This is a genomic window from Pseudoflavonifractor sp. MCC625, from assembly GCF_018784545.1.
GTDB lineage: Bacteria > Bacillota > Clostridia > Oscillospirales > Oscillospiraceae > Pseudoflavonifractor_A > Pseudoflavonifractor_A gallinarum.
Window position 1 is genome coordinate 26,738 of record NZ_WQOJ01000014.1, and the last position, 15,749, is coordinate 42,486.

15 protein-coding genes and 3 tRNA genes are annotated in these 15,749 nt (G+C 60.6%); 8 read left to right on the top strand and 10 right to left on the bottom strand.

The annotated features are described in order from the left end of the window. Positions 1 to 108 precede the first annotated feature (108 nt). The 7 genes from GPK94_RS04825 to GPK94_RS04855 form a co-directional block, all read right to left on the bottom strand. A complete protein-coding gene (locus GPK94_RS04825) occupies positions 109 to 774 on the bottom strand; it encodes a regulatory protein RecX (RefSeq protein ID WP_215654810.1) in 666 nt (221 codons plus the stop codon). Further along, complete coding sequence (recA, locus tag GPK94_RS04830; protein ID WP_101691233.1) at positions 771 to 1,895, bottom strand: recombinase RecA; 1,125 nt, start codon at positions 1,893 to 1,895, stop codon at positions 771 to 773. The genes GPK94_RS04825 and recA overlap by 4 nt, the downstream gene beginning before the upstream one ends. Positions 1,896 to 1,995: 100 nt before the next feature. Beyond that, complete coding sequence (gene prmC / locus GPK94_RS04835; protein WP_101691232.1) at positions 1,996 to 2,883, bottom strand: peptide chain release factor N(5)-glutamine methyltransferase; 888 nt, start codon at positions 2,881 to 2,883, stop codon at positions 1,996 to 1,998. A 77-nt stretch (positions 2,884 to 2,960) separates the two neighbouring features. Next, on the bottom strand, positions 2,961 to 3,944 hold the full coding sequence (locus GPK94_RS04840) for a DUF1385 domain-containing protein (RefSeq protein WP_215654812.1): 984 nt from the start codon (positions 3,942 to 3,944) through the stop codon (positions 2,961 to 2,963). Positions 3,945 to 4,048: 104 nt separating this feature from the next. Further along, positions 4,049 to 5,455 (bottom strand): HAMP domain-containing sensor histidine kinase, encoded by a 1,407-nt coding sequence (locus GPK94_RS04845; protein ID WP_101691231.1) that lies wholly within the window; start codon positions 5,453 to 5,455, stop codon positions 4,049 to 4,051. A gap of 31 nt (positions 5,456 to 5,486) precedes the next feature. Beyond that, on the bottom strand, positions 5,487 to 6,173 hold the full coding sequence (locus GPK94_RS04850) for a response regulator transcription factor (protein ID WP_101691230.1): 687 nt from the start codon (positions 6,171 to 6,173) through the stop codon (positions 5,487 to 5,489). Positions 6,174 to 6,206: 33 nt separating this feature from the next. Beyond that, on the bottom strand, positions 6,207 to 7,607 hold the full coding sequence (locus GPK94_RS04855; RefSeq protein ID WP_215654814.1) for a hypothetical protein: 1,401 nt from the start codon (positions 7,605 to 7,607) through the stop codon (positions 6,207 to 6,209). A gap of 227 nt (positions 7,608 to 7,834) precedes the next feature. Here GPK94_RS04855 and GPK94_RS04860 point away from each other — a divergent pair. The 4 genes from GPK94_RS04860 (at position 7,835) to GPK94_RS04875 (ending at position 9,478) form a co-directional block, all read left to right on the top strand. Continuing rightward, positions 7,835 to 7,921: transfer RNA gene (locus GPK94_RS04860), tRNA-Leu, on the top strand. A 342-nt stretch (positions 7,922 to 8,263) separates the two neighbouring features. Further along, positions 8,264 to 8,770 carry a hypothetical protein gene (locus GPK94_RS04865; RefSeq protein ID WP_215654816.1) on the top strand — a complete coding sequence of 169 codons (507 nt, stop codon included), beginning with the start codon at positions 8,264 to 8,266 and terminating at the stop codon, positions 8,768 to 8,770. A gap of 36 nt (positions 8,771 to 8,806) precedes the next feature. Further along, complete coding sequence (locus GPK94_RS04870) at positions 8,807 to 9,262, top strand: hypothetical protein (RefSeq protein WP_215654818.1); 456 nt, start codon at positions 8,807 to 8,809, stop codon at positions 9,260 to 9,262. 128 nt (positions 9,263 to 9,390) lie between these two features. Continuing rightward, a tRNA-Leu gene (locus GPK94_RS04875) sits at positions 9,391 to 9,478 on the top strand. Between the two features lie 119 nt (positions 9,479 to 9,597). Here the strand turns inward: GPK94_RS04875 and GPK94_RS04880 are convergent. From GPK94_RS04880 to GPK94_RS04890, 3 genes are all read right to left on the bottom strand, one after another. Next, positions 9,598 to 11,262, bottom strand: coding sequence for a nucleoside kinase (locus GPK94_RS04880; protein WP_346727991.1), 1,665 nt, complete (start codon positions 11,260 to 11,262; stop codon positions 9,598 to 9,600). 100 nt (positions 11,263 to 11,362) lie between these two features. Beyond that, positions 11,363 to 11,438, bottom strand: a tRNA-Ala gene (locus GPK94_RS04885). Between the two features lie 133 nt (positions 11,439 to 11,571). Then, on the bottom strand, positions 11,572 to 12,048 hold the full coding sequence (locus GPK94_RS04890) for a pyridoxamine 5'-phosphate oxidase family protein (RefSeq protein WP_215654821.1): 477 nt from the start codon (positions 12,046 to 12,048) through the stop codon (positions 11,572 to 11,574). Between the two features lie 146 nt (positions 12,049 to 12,194). Here GPK94_RS04890 and GPK94_RS04895 point away from each other — a divergent pair, with 146 nt between their 5' ends. The 4 genes from GPK94_RS04895 to GPK94_RS04910 all read left to right on the top strand — a co-directional run bounded on the left by GPK94_RS04895 (position 12,195) and on the right by GPK94_RS04910 (position 15,676). Then, positions 12,195 to 12,575, top strand: a complete 381-nt coding sequence (locus GPK94_RS04895) for a metalloregulator ArsR/SmtB family transcription factor (RefSeq protein ID WP_193537067.1) — start codon at positions 12,195 to 12,197, stop codon at positions 12,573 to 12,575. A 27-nt stretch (positions 12,576 to 12,602) separates the two neighbouring features. After that, positions 12,603 to 12,821 (top strand): heavy metal-associated domain-containing protein, encoded by a 219-nt coding sequence (locus GPK94_RS04900; protein ID WP_215654823.1) that lies wholly within the window; start codon positions 12,603 to 12,605, stop codon positions 12,819 to 12,821. 58 nt (positions 12,822 to 12,879) lie between these two features. Next, a complete protein-coding gene (locus tag GPK94_RS04905; protein ID WP_215654825.1) occupies positions 12,880 to 14,736 on the top strand; it encodes a heavy metal translocating P-type ATPase in 1,857 nt (618 codons plus the stop codon). 121 nt (positions 14,737 to 14,857) lie between these two features. Continuing rightward, complete coding sequence (locus GPK94_RS04910; protein WP_215654827.1) at positions 14,858 to 15,676, top strand: hypothetical protein; 819 nt, start codon at positions 14,858 to 14,860, stop codon at positions 15,674 to 15,676. The last annotated feature ends 73 nt before the right edge of the window (positions 15,677 to 15,749 follow it).

Sequence of the window (15,749 nt, forward strand, 5' to 3'; positions counted from 1 at the left end):
ACGTCATGGTTCTGGACCGGAGGAAAACAGGGATTCTCCAGCCGGTCCATACTAGGAAAGTTTACACGATATGCCGCAAAAGTCAACCACAAAATGGCCCCGGCGGATTTATTCGTCATCCTGTGCCGCGCCGTAGCGCTCCAGCCCCTCCTTGATCTCCTCCCACCGGTAGCCCCGGCGGGCCAGGGCGTCGGAGGTGCGCTTGAGGGCCCTGGGGTCCCGGGGGTCCTCCCCCCGCATCTTCCGGCGGATGAACTGGTCGATCTCGTCTTCCGAGTCCTGGGCCTCGGCCAGGGCCTCCTCCCAGCAGTCCCGGGGCACGCCCCGGCGGTAGAGCTCGTCCCGGAGCTTTCGCTCCCCATAGCCCTTGGCGGAGTAGTGGCGCACCACGCTCTTGGCGTACTCGGCGTCGTTGAGATAGCCCAGCTCCTCCAGCCAGTCGGCTACCGCTTCGGCCGCCACCGGGTCGGCCGCCGCTTTTTCCTTCCGTTCCTTCCCGTCCCGGGTGGGCCGGGGGCGGGCGGTGAGCTTCTGCACCAGCTCTCTCCGGGAGAGGGGACGCAGGGAGAGGGCGCTGATGGCCCGCTCCTTCAGCTCCCCCAGGGCGGCGGCGGCGCGCAGCTCCTCCAGCCGCTCCCCGGAGAGCTCCATGCCCGCATAGAGGCCGAAGGAGACCACCTCATTCTCTCCCACGCGCAGCAGGGAGCCGTCCTCCAGATGGAGGAGCCACCGCCCCTGCACCCGCTGGGAGGGGGCCAGTTTCAGCAGTTTCATTCTGCGTCGGCCCCGTCCTCGCCGTCATCAAAGTCGTCGGCGCTCACGTCCACGGCCCGGCCCGCCGCCTTGGCCGCGGCGCGGCCCTGGCTGGGCATGAGCTTGTAGGCGTTCTTACGGATCTCGGCCTCGATGCGCTCGGCCTCCTCCGGATTGTCCTTCAGGTACTGCTTGACGGAATCCTTGCCCTGGCCCAGGCGCATCTCGCCCATGGAGAACCAGGAGCCGGACTTCTGGATGATGTCCAGCTTGACGCCCAGGTCCACCAGTTCGCCCACCTTGGAGATACCCTCGCCATACATGATGTCGAACTCGGCCTCCCGGAAGGGCGGGGCCACCTTGTTCTTCACAATCTTGACCCGGGTGCGGTTGCCGATGATCTCAGAGCCGTTCTTGAGGGACTCCACCCGGCGCACGTCCATGCGCACCGAGGCGTAGAACTTCAGGGCCCGGCCGCCGGTGGTGACCTCGGGGTTGCCGTAGACCACGCCCACCTTTTCCCGGAGCTGGTTGATGAAGATGACGATGCAGTTGGTCTTGGCGATAGAGCCGGCCAGCTTGCGCAGGGCCTGACTCATGAGCCGGGCCAGCAGGCCCACGTGGGAGTCGCCCATGTCGCCCTCGATCTCGGCCCGGGGGGTCAGCGCGGCCACCGAGTCCACCACCACCACGTCAATGGCGCCGGAGCGGACCAGAGCCTCACAGATCTCCAGCCCCTGCTCACCGGTGTCGGGCTGGGAGATGAGCATGGAGTCGATGTCCACGCCCAGAGCCCGGGCATAGGTGGGATCCAGGGCATGCTCGGCGTCGATGAAGGCCACCTCGCCGCCCCGCTTCTGGGCCTCGGCCACGATGTGCAGGGCCAGGGTGGTCTTACCGGAGGACTCGGGGCCGTACACCTCGATGATGCGCCCCTTGGGCACGCCGCCGATGCCCAGGGCCAGGTCCAGCGCCAGGGAGCCGGTGGGAATGGCCTCCACCACCACGTGGGAGTTCTCCCCCAGACGCATGACGGTGCCCTTTCCGTAGGTCTTCTCAATATTGGCCAGACAGGTCTCCAGGGCCTTCTTCTTATCGGAAGCCGGCGCGGCCGACTCGATGGGTTTCTTCTTATCTGCCATGGTTTTGTATCATCCTTTCCAGCCGGCGGGACGCGCCGGCCTCCTTCACCAGATTTGCGGGGTCTCTCTCCCCCTGTTCTGGTTCCATTATCCCACAGTCTCAGTCCAATAAACCGGACTCATCCAACAGTGGGACCACGCCGCCCACCACACGCTGGATCCCCTGGGTATCCGGATAGGTGCAAATATCCTGATAACCCTCCTGGGCCAGGATGGCGGCCACCTGGGTGTCCTGACCCATCCCCACCTCAAAAAGCAGGGTGCCACCCAGGCGCAGGGCGCTCTTCCAGTTGCGGGCGATGAGGCGGTAGAAATCCAATCCATCCGCGCCTCCGTCCAGGGCCAGCCGGGGCTCGTAGTCCCGCACGGACGGGTCCAGGCCCTCGATCTCCCAGCTGGGGATGTAGGGCGGATTGCTGGCGATCACGTCAAAATCCCAGAGGGCGGGGGGCGGAACCTCCCGGGCGTCGGCCTGGATGCAGGTCACCCGGGCGTTGAGGTCGTTGCGGCGCACGTTCTGCTTGCAGATGCGCAGTGCCCCCTCGGACACATCCGCCAAAACCGCCCGGCATCCGGGCACGTTGGCGGCTACCGCCAGCCCCACACAGCCGCTTCCGGCGCACAGGTCCAGGACCCGCGCCCCCTCTCCGGCGGCCCGGGCACGCAGAATGGCCTGCTCGGCCAGCACCTCGGTGTCCATCCGGGGGATGAGTACCTCCGGAGAGACCTCCATAGGCAGGCCGTAGAACTCCCACTCCCCCACCAGATAGGCCACCGGCTCCCCCGCCAGGCGGCGGCGCAGCAGCTCGGCCGTTTTCTCCTCCACCTGGTCGGAGGCGTAGAGCATCAGATCCCGGTAGAACTGGTCCCGGCTCTTTCCCGCCGCGGCACAGACGATCTCCCGGGCCTCCAGCTGGGCCGATTCCACGCCCGCGCTCTTCAACTGATGTCTGGCGTCCAGGTATAGATTATTATAGGTGGTCGCCATCAAATCACCCTCACACGATCAAATTTTACAACACACATTTTATCGGGCACCCAGTGCCCGGACTTTGGCAGGACGCCTTACCAGGCGTCCTTTCCCTTTTCGCTGGGCAGCACCAGCTCCAGCGAACGGATGCCCACCTCGATCATACTGTCATCCGGCTCAAAGGTGGTGTAGTTCTGGAGCCACAGCCCGGGGGCGGTCATGACCCGGGTCAGGGCGTTGTCATACCGGCCCACCAGGCGGTTGATCTCATAGGTCAGACTCACCACCACCGGCAGCAGGAGCAGATGGATCCCCATCCGCGCAAAGACATTGGTCACCTCCACAAAGGAGAACACAAAGCTGGAGAGCAGAATGGCCACCACGATGACCACAAAGAGGAAGCTGGTCCCGCACCGGGGATGGTGGCGGGGCTGCTTGCGCACATTCTCCACCGTCAGGGGGAGACCGGCCTCATAGCAGAAGATGGTCTTGTGCTCGGCGCCGTGGTACTGGAACACCCGGTGGATGTCCTTGGTCTTGGAGCACAGCACCAGATAGCCCACAAAGATGATGACGCGCACCACGCCCTCCAGCACGTTGCGCACCCACATGGGCATGTCCTGGACCAGAAGGCCCACCCCGCCCACCACTGCGGTGGGCAGCAGGATGAAGAGGCCCACCGAGAAGGCCATGCCCAGGATCACGGCCAACGTCACGATCATGGAGTACATGGCCTCACTGCCCAGCCGGCGCTCCAGCCACTGTTCGAATTTGGAGGGCTCTTCCTCCTCTTCCTCGTCCCCGTAGAATTCCGCCGAAAACATCAGGGCCTTGACCCCGTTGGCCATGGACGAGCCAAAGTTAAAGACCCCCCGCAGCAAAGGAAGGCCCAGAATGGGATACTTATCCTTGATGAGCACCCGGTCGTTGACCTGTTCCTCCAGCGTTCCATCCGGCTTGCGCACTACGACGGCCTTTTTCTCCGGCCCCATCATCATGATCCCCTCGATCAGAGCCTGACCGCCGATCATGGTCTTGAACGTGCTCCCGCAGGAGCTGTGCTGTTTCTCTTCTGCCATGTGGTTCTCCTTTATTCTTCCCCCGGAGGAGGGTCGCCCCTCCCCCAGGGATTCCTCTGTTATCCTACCAAATCAGCCCGGCTTTTGCAAGACTCAATTCGAACTTACGTTCCAATTGGCAGTCGGACGGTCACCAGGCAGCCGCCGCCCTCCGCGTTTCCGATCTCCAGGGTGCCCTGATGGCGCACCACGATCTCCTCACACACGGCCAGGCCAATGCCGCTGCCCCGGGCCTTGGAGCTTCCCTTGTAGAACTTGGTCTTCACATGGGGCAGCTCCTCCTCCGGGATGCCCGGGCCGTAGTCCCGGATGGTGATGACGGCCTCGTCCTCCTCCCGCCGGATGGCGGTGTCGATGCGCTTCCCGCTCCCGCCGTGCTTGGCGGCGTTGTCCAGCAGGTTGCACAGCACCTGCCGCAGCCGCTCCGAGTCCACGTTCATGAGGGGGAACTCCTCCTCACAGTCGGTATGGTGCAGCTCGATCCCGTCCCGGCGGAAAAACTCCTTGTAGGTGTAGACCGCGTCCTCCAGCTCGGCCTTGATGTCCACCGGCTCGATGGAGAGCGTAAAGCGTCCGTCCTGGATGCGGGAGAACTCCAGCAGCTCCTCCACCATGTTGGTCAGACGCCGGGCCTCACTGACGATGATGCCCATGCCCTTCTTCACGTCCTGGGCATCCCGCACCTCGCCGTTCATGATGGTCTCAGCCCAGCCGTTGATGGCGGTGAGGGGGGTACGCAGCTCGTGGGAGACCGAGGAGATGAACTCGTTTTTCATCTTCTCCGACTGCTTGATTTTCAGGGACATGTCGTTGATGGCGTCGATGAGATCGCCCACCTCGTCATCAAACTGTTTTTCCATCTGTACGCCGTAGCTCCCGGCGGCGATATGCTCCGCCGTCCGGGTGACCTGCACCACCGGCTCCACGATGGAGCGCACGAAAAACAGTCCCGAGAAATAGAGCAGCGCCAGCACCAGCAGGCCCACCGTGAGGGCCACGCCCACCACGATGAAGATCTGCCGGTCCACCAGGGCCAGGGACGTGACGATCCGGATGACAGAGACCACCTCTCCGTTGACCTTCAGGGGACAGGAGACTGCCATGATGTGCTCCTCCGTATTGGGGTCGGCCCCGGTCCAGACCCCCATGGGCTGGCCGCTCAGGGCGTCATGGATGTCCGGCGTGTCCGGCTTGTAGCCGGAGATCTGGATCAGGCTGGAGAAATGCACCACGCCCTCGCTGTCCAGGATCTGAAAGTTGAGCCGGTCACTGTCCTCAAACTGCCCCGTCACAAAGGCGGAGGCGTTCTGGTAATAGTCGGCCTCGGTCTTATAGCCGCTGAACATATTGGCCGCCACGGTGATCTTGCTCTGAAGTCCCGTGCGCAGATTGGAATAATAGTAGCTGACCATGGCCACGGAAAAGGACGTGACCGCCAGCAATACCACCAGCAGGGCCGCGCTGATGCTGTTCATCATCCAGCGCTTTCGAATGCCCTTCATTCTCTTCATGGATGCACCACCCGGATAAAAGATAGCAGCCTCAGGCGCCCCACTTGTAGCCGTACCCCCACACCGTATTGATGTAGGTCGGATTCGTGGGATCGTCCTCGATCTTGATGCGCAGACGGCGGATATTCACGTCCACGATCTTCAGCTCACCGAAATAGTCCCGGCCCCACACCGTGTCCAGGATCTCCTCCCGGGAGAGAGCCTTGCCGGGGTTGTCCATAAAGAGCTTGACAATGGAGTACTCCACCTGGGTCAGCTTGACCCGCTGGCCGTTTTTCTCCAGGGTGCGGTTGCGGGTATTGAGCAGGAAGGGCGGCTGGTTGATCTCATCGGTGTTCTCCAGCACCACGCCGCCGGCCCGGCGGTAGAGGGCGTCCACCCGGGCGGTGAGCTCCGCCGGGGAGAAGGGTTTGGTCACATAGTCGTCCGCCCCGGTCATCAGCCCCGTCACCTTGTCCATCTCCTGGGTCCGGGCGGTCAGCATGATGATGCCGATCTGGCTGTTGCTGGCCCGGATGCGGCGGCAGACCTCAAAGCCGTCGATGCCGGGGAGCATGATGTCCAGCAGGGCCACCTTGATGTCCGGATTCTGCTGGAGCAGCTCCAGGGCCTCTTCGCCGGTCCCCGCCTCGATGGTCTCATATCCAGCCCGTTTCAGGTTGATGACCACAAAGCTGCGGATATTGGCCTCATCCTCCAGGACCAGTACTTTTTTCATGTCTTGTTCCTCCTTACTTCCTTCCGCGCTTCCTCAGTCAAAGGAGTCCCAGTCGGTCTGAATGATCCGGAAGTGCTCCCGCACGCCGGCCTCGTCCAGGCCGCAATCCCAGCCGTCCATCAGCTCGGCGGCATAGATCACGGTGGGATTGTCCTCTCCGCTGTCTCCCAGCCGGAACCGGCCGGGCAGGCTGGCCCGGCTCACCCGGTTGCTGCCCGAAAGGCGGTAGATGGTCAGAAACGGGATGGGCTCCGCGCCGCTCTCCTTATCCCAGTAGGAGAAGATGACGGCCCGCTCTCCCCCGCCCGCCGCATCGCTGCGGGAGAGAGTGATCTTCCCCTCCCACTCGTCCGGCAGGATCAGGTACCATCCGTCCTGCTTGTTGTAATAGGTCGTGCACACATAATATGGAGTGCCGCTGATGTCATACTGGCTCCACCGGTTGAGCCAGAAATTCGGGGCGCTGCCGCTGGGGCGGTACTCCTCCACCGCGGCGGAGGTGGCCAGCTCCAGAATGCCGTCCTGATTGATGTCAGTGGGCTTGAGGGCCGCGTAGATATTGAGGGTCCCCTCGCTGGTATTGCTCTCCGGCTGGAGCGTGATATTGCGCAGCTGCTTGCGCGCATTCGGGTCCTTCTGTTCCCAGACCAGAATATCGGTGACCTGTCCGCTGCTGGTCTCGTTGATCCCGTTGGACAGCTCGCTGGTCACAAAAAGGGCTGGGACGGCATCCCGCAGATAGCCCTTGCGCATACCCTCATCCTGTACCGCACCGATATTTTTGGACAGCGGCGCGGCAGAATCCGGCTCCATCAGGCCATCCCGGAAATCATACAGCTCTACCTCGCTGCCTCCCTCCGGCTTGGTGTTGAGAATGAGGACCTCCTCATTGTCATCCCGGTCCATGTCGTAGAGCTTGAAAGCGGTGTAGTCGGTCCGCAGCAGCTCCACCACCTGTTCGCTGGACACCGAATAGGCCGAGAGGAAATGGAGCTGATCGCTCAGCTGCCAGCTCACCACTACCTCTTTATCCGGCGAGTCATCCAGATTGACATAGTCGATGTAATTGATCCCGGTTCCCGGGCCCTCGATGACGGCCTCCAGCTCATAGGTCTCCCCCATCTGGCGGTAGATATAGATCTTGGGCTGGCTCTCCTCGCCCGTCATACGAAAAAAGGCAATGGCGGAATCCACCACGCCGTCTCCATCCATATCCTGAAGCTGGATATTCTGAATATTTTCCCCGCCCAGCGGTGCGCAGTACTCCGCCCCCTGACTGAGCACCTCGTTGATCTCGCTGGTCAGGTTCTTGAACTCCCGGGGAAGTTCCGGCAGGCGGTACAGGTTATCGTCTGACTGCTGGGCGCACCCTGCCAGCAGCAGACACAGCGCCGCAGGCAGGAGGCACCGCCTCCTGATCTTGTATTCTTTCATAGTGCGTGACCTCTCACGTAAAAATCCAAGCCACGGCCGGAGAAATCTGCATTTCCTCCTTTTTATATGCCGGACCGTCATTCAGTACAGAATATTGTAGCATAGTTTCCAGTCGAATGGTATGCCTAATTGTAATTTTACACCTCTTCCAACCGCTCTTCTTCTAGCCGGAAGTAAATTTTCTCTTGTCAAACGATATGGTTTCCTGTATAATATAAAATCGATCCGCCGGTATGATGGAATTGGTAGACGTGACGGACTCAAAATCCGTTGGTGGCGACATCGTGTCGGTTCGAGTCCGACTACCGGCACCAGCTCGTCGCAAGCGACATATCGCTTGCGACGAGCTTTTTCATTTCATTGCAAAGCTCATCGCGCGCTCATTCTGCTGCTCTTCGCTACCAAATCGAACCCGCTGCGCTGGGCTGCGATTTGGTTTCGGGTTCAAACCTGAAAGAGTTGCGGCATCTATACTGTTGCAATATTCCACGTGGTCGCAAAGTTTGCTTTGCGACCACGTTTTTTTATGCCCATAGCAAAAAAGACGTCATCCGCCCGCTCCCAACACTGCTCCTCCTTTCCAAACGGATTTGGTCATGGTAAAATGAAAGAAAGCGTCGTGAAGTGTGCGTCCCAGGTGCGGGGAGGTATCTGAGATGAAAAAGACAAGCAAAAAGAAGCGGTCATTCGCACTCACCGCGTTACTCGTCTTATTCCTGCTGGGCGCTTACGCCTGGTACACAAGACCCGTGACGCTCCCGGCACTTTATCCCATGTTAAAACCTGAGCAGTGCACACAGATCCAGGGGTATTATGAAATTGGAATGCAGCCGGAGCAATCCAAATTCACGATCACGAAGGACAGTGCAGAATTTGAACGGCTTTGGGATCTGTTCTATGACCAGAGCTATCGCCGCAGTCTCAAGGATCTTCTGCCCAGGGGTACGAGGATCCATCGGACCGAAGAGGATGATTTTCAATGGACGGTCGATGTTCTCTTTGAGGACATTGCATTTCCTGACGGAAGCACCGGCTCCGGCACAATACTGTCTTTTACCTATTGGTACGGTACCTTTGAACTATTTTTTGACGGAGAAACCCACATTTATCGGGTTCCTGAACCGGAGCGCTGGGCCGCTCAGGTCCTTGCGATCATACAGTGAACACCAAACTGCGGAGCGAAAAATAGGAGGGGTACCATGAAGGAGCCGAAGGAATTCTCCTATTGGAAACATCCATATCAAAAATGGCTGCTTTTCCTGGCCGGAGTACTTCAAATCCTGTGTCTGTTCCTGAATGTGCGGGAATTTCCGGAGTACAGGCACCTTTTGGAGATTGGATTCCTCAACACTTCCCAATGGGAGAACTATTTCGTAGGGCAGTGCATGCAGTGCGCGCTGAATATTCTGTTGATCGTGCTCTTTTTCGGGTGCCTGCTGATCGGCTGCTTTGCGCGGAGCGCCCCATCGGCCCGGCGGGCGGAGGGGATCCTCCTGCTGTGTAAGGCCGCGCTCTGGGGCGTGGCCGGTCTTCTGCTGCGCTTTCCGGCCTTTGGCAGCACCTGTTTTATCTGGGGGCTGATCCTGATTGCGCTTCTCTGCTGCGGAGCTTTTTCTCTCTGGAAGAGCCGCAAAAAGCCCGCCAACCTCGATTGACGTCGCGCCGTTTTCCCCTCTGCCAGGGCCCGTTTTCAAAACAGAAAGAAAAAAATAAAAAAAGGTTGACAGACGGAATATCTCGTGGTAATATATTACCTGCGCTGAGCGGTGCACGGCGCAGATATGCACGAGTGGTGGAATTGGCAGACTCGCTAGATTCAGGTTCTAGTGTGCATTACGCACGTGCGGGTTCAAGTCCCGCCTCGTGCACCAAAATAAAAGGACATCCGAAAGGATGTCCTTTTATTTTTTTGATCCACACGCAAAGGAGCGGTTCCGCACAAAACGGAACCGCTCCTTTATTATCTGTATTTTCGTTCTCTCCGGTATGCTCACACCTGGTAGCATCCCCCGCCGATGAACTCCCGCAGCAGCGAGGTCTTGGGCACATCGTCCGCGGGCAGAGGGAGGAAATAGCTCAAAAACTTCAGCAGCCGCTTGGCCTCCAGGTATTCCGGGCAGTCCTTGGGGACGCCGAACAGCAGAGGCTCAATATAGGGCTTGAGCAGGGCGATCTCATAGATCAGGGCCGAATTGAACACCACGTCCGCGCTGTCCTGGAAGGGGAAGATGTTGGCCTCCTCTCCCCGCCGGACCGAGGGCCACATCTGGATGGTCGCCCGGGCTCCATAGCCGCGGGTCCTGGCATCCCGCTCGATCCGCCGGAGCAGGCGGGCATCCGTGGTGGGGATGCGGTTGTGGTCATCGACATTCAGTGTGGTGAGACAGCTGATATAGATCTTGAATTTACTCTCCTTGGGCAGGGAGTGAGAAAATACGTCATTCAGGCAGTGGATCCCCTCGATGACCAGAATGTCCTTCTCGCCCAGGGTCAGGGTATTTCCGTTGTACTCCCGGATGCCTTTTTTGAAATTGAACTGGGGCATCTCCACTGTCTCACCCCGCAAAAGCTGGGACATATCCGTGTTGAACTGCTCCACATCCATGGCGCCCAGGCTCTCAAAGTCATACTGGCCGTGCTCGTCCCGGGGGGTCTCCTCGCGGTTTTTGAAGTAGTTGTCCGTGGCAATGGCATGGGGCCGCAGTCCGCAGGCCATCAGCTGGGTGCACAGGCGGTGGGAGAAGGTGGTCTTTCCAGAGGAAGAGGGCCCCGCGATCATGACGAAACGGACATCCTTGCGCCGTGCAATGGTCTCGGCGATGTCGCCGATCTTCTTCTCCATCATGGCCTCGCTGGTCAGGATGATCTGGGCCGCATCTCCCCGGCAGATGGCCTCGTTGAGATCGGCCACATTGGAGATGTGCAGGGCCTCGGCCTTCCGCTCACCGTCGTACATGGTCTGGAACACCTTGACCGAGGGCTCAAAGGGGGCCAGCTGATCCGGCTTCTGGACGTCCGGCAGGCGCAGGACAAAGCCGCAGTCAAACAGCTCCAGCCCAAAGCACCGCACATATCCGGTGTCCGGGACCATATAGCCATAGAAATAGTCCGCAAACTCCCCCAGCGAATAGTAGTTGACCCGGGAGCTGATCCGGCAGCTGAGCAGCTTGGCCTTGTCCTGGAGCTTCCGCGCCTCAAAGAGCGCGATGGCGTCGTCGGTGGGAATGGAGTGCTTTTGGATGGGGATGGCCTGCTCCGCCAGCTCGCGCATACGCTCCTCCACCCGATTCAGCAGGGCCTGGTCCAGCTGGAAGGCCCCTTTGGCCCGGATGAAGAGCGCATGGCTCAGGGAGTACTCCACGCAGATGCGCTCGATCTGATCCCGTCCCACAATATCATAGAAGGCCTTGAGCATCAGGAAAATGACGCTGCGCTCATAGGTCTGCATCCCTGGCTTGTCCTGGATAGTCAGCATGCGCAGCGTGCAGTCCCGGTCCAGCTTCTTTTGCAGCTCACACAGCTTTCCATCCCGCTGCACCAGCAGAATGTCGCTGTGGTATCCCCCCTGTACCTCCCGGGCAATGGTCTGGTAGGAAGTCCCGGCGGGATACTGGCGTTGGACGCCGTCCACCGTTACCGAATACATATGGTCCATATGCGCTTCTCCTTTTCCAATTTGGTCTCCCGTAGTTTATGTTCGGAGTATAGCAAAAAACTCGTTTCTTTTCAGAAACGAGTTTTTTGTTCTTTCAAATTGGTGGAGATAAGCGGGATCGAACCGCTGACCTCTTGAATGCCATTCAAGCGCTCTCCCAGCTGAGCTATACCCCCATATTCACTTGCCGTGCCGCCGGTCCGGCGACTCAACGTAGGATATTATACCCGTCTCTTCCACATTTGTCAAGCATTTTCTTTCTCTTTTTTTGGCCCCTGCTCCAGCTCAGCAGGGGCCGCTCTCCTTTTCTCATGGTTCGGACCTGGCGGGCGCTCTCCAGCCCTTCCCCCAGATCTCCTGAATACGGATCCGGAACAGGGCGGTCTGTGAAAAACAGCCCCGGTTCTGTGCCCGGAACTCCTCCTCCGGCTCGGGACGGAACTTCTGGCTGAACACCCGCAGTCCCTCCCAGCGCGCCGCTTCCTCCAGCACCTCTTCCGCCGTTCCAAAGACCACCGCGCTCTCATACTCGGTGGTGTACTGCTCGGGGATCACCCGGGCATGTCCCACCGCCGTGACGCAGACCTGGGGACAGGCGCGCAGACAGTCAATCTTCTTGCCCTCTCTCGCACAGTGAAAATAGAGCCACTCCCCCGCCCGGGTCATGTTGACCGGCACGGCATATGGCGTTCCATCCGGTTGTGTCATGGAGAGGGTCATCCACTCCGTCTGATCCAAAATCCGGAGCGCCGCTTCCCGCTCCAATGCACGGTCTTTTCGCCGCATATCGTTTCCTCCCATCTTTTTCTTGTGTCTACTATATCTCATCCCGCTCACCCGCGCAAGATTTCCCCTTGACATTTCCCCAACGCCGTATATAATTACATATGAACAATAGCTCATATGTTTTGAAAAAGAAAGGAGTATGCACCATGTCCCTCCCCGATTCCCCGTCCCAAGCCCAGGATCTGGACCACTGCGACTATATGCATGTACACGAGGACATTGTCGCACAGGTCAACGAGACCATGCCCGATGAGGAGATACTCTACGATCTGGCTGAGCTCTTTAAGATCTTTGGAGACTCCACCCGCATCAAGATCCTCTATGTCCTCTTTGAGGCCGAGATGTGCGTGTGCGACATCGCCACACTGCTGGGCATGTCCCAATCCGCCATCTCCCACCAGCTCCGCTCCCTCAAGCAGAGCAAGCTGGTCAAGTATCGCCGGGAGGGGAAAACCGTCTTTTACTCCCTGGCCGATTCCCATGTGCGCACCATCCTGGACCAGGGCATGGAGCACGTAGCCGAGTAAGCCCCCATTCAGAAAGGAGATCTCACCATGAAAAAACGTCTTTCCTTTACCAATCTGGACTGTGCCAACTGCGCCGCCAAAATGGAGGCGGCCATCGCCAAGCTCGACGGCGTCCACAGCGTGTCGGTCAGCTTCTTCTCCCAGAAAATGACTCTGGATGCCGACGACGAGCGGTTCGACGCCATCCTTCAGGAGGCGGCCAAGATCTGCAAAAAGATTGAGCCCGACTGTGTGCTCCACATCTGAGCCGCATTCTCGATCCAGTTTGCAAAGACGGGAATGATTTCCCGACAGGAGGTCAACCATGGATTCCAGACAAAAAAAGATGCTCTGGCGGATCCTCGCCGCCGGAGTGCTGTTTCTCATCGCCCTTCTGATCCCGGCCCAGGGATTGCCCCGCCTTCTGCTCTTTCTGATCCCCTACGGGGTCATCGGCTGGGACGTCCTCTGGCGGGCGGTGCGCAACCTGACCCGGGGGCAGATCTTTGACGAGCATTTTCTCATGTCCCTGGCCACAGTGGGCGCCCTGGCCATCGGGGAATACCCCGAGGCCGTGTTCGTCCTGCTCTTCTACCAGGTAGGAGAGCTCTTCCAGTCCTGCGCGGTGGGGCGGTCCCGCCGGTCCATCGCCGCGCTGATGGACATTCGCCCGGACGTGGCCCGGGTGGAGCGGAACGGCGCACTGGAGGAGGTGGACCCGGAAGAGGTCTCCTCCGGTGACATTCTTGTCATCAAGCCCGGGGAGCGCGTCCCCCTGGACGGAGTCATTCTGGAGGGTTCCTCCGCCCTGGATACCGCCGCCCTCACCGGCGAATCCCTCCCCCGGAGCGTCTCCCCGGGCGCCGACGTGATCAGCGGGTGCATCAACCTGACCGGACTGCTCCGGGTCCAGGTGACCAAGCCCTTTGAGGAGTCCACCGTGGCCCGCATCCTGGAGCTGGTGGAGAACGCCTCGGGACGTAAAGCCCGGGCTGAGGCCTTCATCACCAAGTTCGCCCGGTACTACACCCCCGCCGTAGTAGTGGCCGCCGTCCTGCTGGCCCTGATCCCTCCTCTCTTCTTCCAGGGCGGGTGGGGTGACTGGCTGGGCCGGGCCTGCTCCTTCCTGGTCATCTCCTGCCCCTGCGCCCTGGTCATCTCGGTCCCCCTGGCCTTTTTCGGCGGCATCGGCGGGGCCTCCCGGGCCGGTATCCTGATCAAGGGCGGCAACTACCTGGAGGCCCTGGCCAACACCGAGACCGTGGTCTTTGACAAGACCGGTACCCTCACCCGAGGCGTGTTCAACGTCACCGCCATCCACCCGGAGCAGGAGCGCGAGGCCGATCTGCTGGAGCTGGCCGCCCTGGCGGAATCCTGGTCCGACCACCCCATTGCCCACTCCATCCGGGAGGCCTACGGGGCCGAACTGGACACCAGCCGGGTCACCGGCGTGGAGGAGCGCTCGGGCCGGGGCGTTCAGGTCCAGGTGGACGGCCGGACCGTCTGCGTGGGCAATGACACCCTGATGGAGGAAATCGGCATCGCCTGGCATCCCTGCCACCAGGTGGGCACCACCGTCCATGTGGCGGTAGACGGCGTCTATATGGGCCATCTGGTCATCTCAGATCAGGTCAAGGAGGACGCCGCCGACGCCATCCGCGCCCTCCGTGCCTGCGGCGTGCGCAAGACCGTCATGCTCACGGGAGATGCCCAGGCCGTAGGAGAGGACGTGGCCCGCCGGCTGGGACTGGACGAGGTCCACGCCCAGCTCCTCCCGGCCGACAAGGTGGACCGGGTGGAGGACCTGCTCCGCCAGACCTCTCCCAGAGGGGCCCTGGCCTTCGTGGGGGACGGCATCAATGACGCCCCCGTCCTCTCCCGGGCTGACATCGGCATCGCCATGGGCGCACTGGGCTCAGACGCCGCCATTGAGGCCGCCGACGTGGTCCTCATGGACGACAAGCCCTCCAAGATCGCCCTGGCCATCCGGATCGCCCGCAAGACCCGCTCCATCGTCCGGCAGAATATCATCTTTGCCCTTGGGGTAAAATTCCTGGTGCTGGGCCTGGGGGCCTTTGGCCTTGCCAACATGTGGGAGGCCGTCTTTGCCGACGTGGGAGTCTCGGTCATCGCCATTCTCAACTCCATGCGTGCCCTTCACTCCCCCTCTGAGCCCTCCTGAGCGCAAAATCGCCCCTTTCTCCTTGCATCTGGCCCCAGCGGCTGGTATGATGAAAGTAGAAAGAGGAATGCCCGGTCCCGACCAGCTCAACCCAGGAACTTATGGTAAGGAGGGTGTCAAGATGAAACGATCTGCCGTTCCCATCGCGCTGTCCCTGCTCTTCTCCCTGGCCGCCTGTACTTCCCCCGGCGTGGAAGAGCCTACCCCCACCCCCTCTCTCCTCCCCAGTCCGTCCGCGTCCGCCCCGCTCATCCTCGACGACGGGAAGGGGGACCGCCCCACCATGCCGGAGGACCTGTCTCAAGACATGGCCTACCTCTATGACTTTTTCTTCTCCGAGCGGTATGACCGGCAGGTATCGGATGAATTCTCCCTCACCGGCCGGGAATTGCCCGGGCGGGGCATGTTCCTCCTCTATGAGCCCTATGTGAACCAGCTGGAGGGCGCGGTGGAGACCACCGCCGACGGGGACGGCATGACCCCCTACCGCCTCCGGCAGTACCGCGCCACGCTGGAGAGCGGCACCCTTCTGGTGGGCACCCACTACTATGAGCCTGACCAGTTGGAGTATCTCTCCTACCTCTGGACCGACATCCCCGGGATGAAAACCGTCCGGGAGGTGGCGGTGGGCAGCAGCGAGGCCGACCTGCTCCGGGCCTATCCCGAGCAGCTCTACTATCTCACCGCCCAGGAGGCCAGCCCCGGCATCTGGTCTCTGGAGCCCGAATCCGACCTCTCCCCCTCCTTTGACTGCGCCTACACCTGGCAGCCCTATACCCAGGAGAACAACGACTGCCGGGACATTACCTTCTACCTCAAGGACGGCACGGTGACTGCCATCGAGATTTCCTCCCCCTATGAGCTGCGCTATGTCTACGGGTACGACCGGGACGCCGGTCTGGAAACGGCAAATGCAAACCGCGCCGCCTTGGACGGCTGAGCGCAGAACCCTCCCAAAAGCCCTTCGAGCGGGGCGCTTCCCCTTTTCGGAAGCGCCCCGCTCGTTCTCTTTT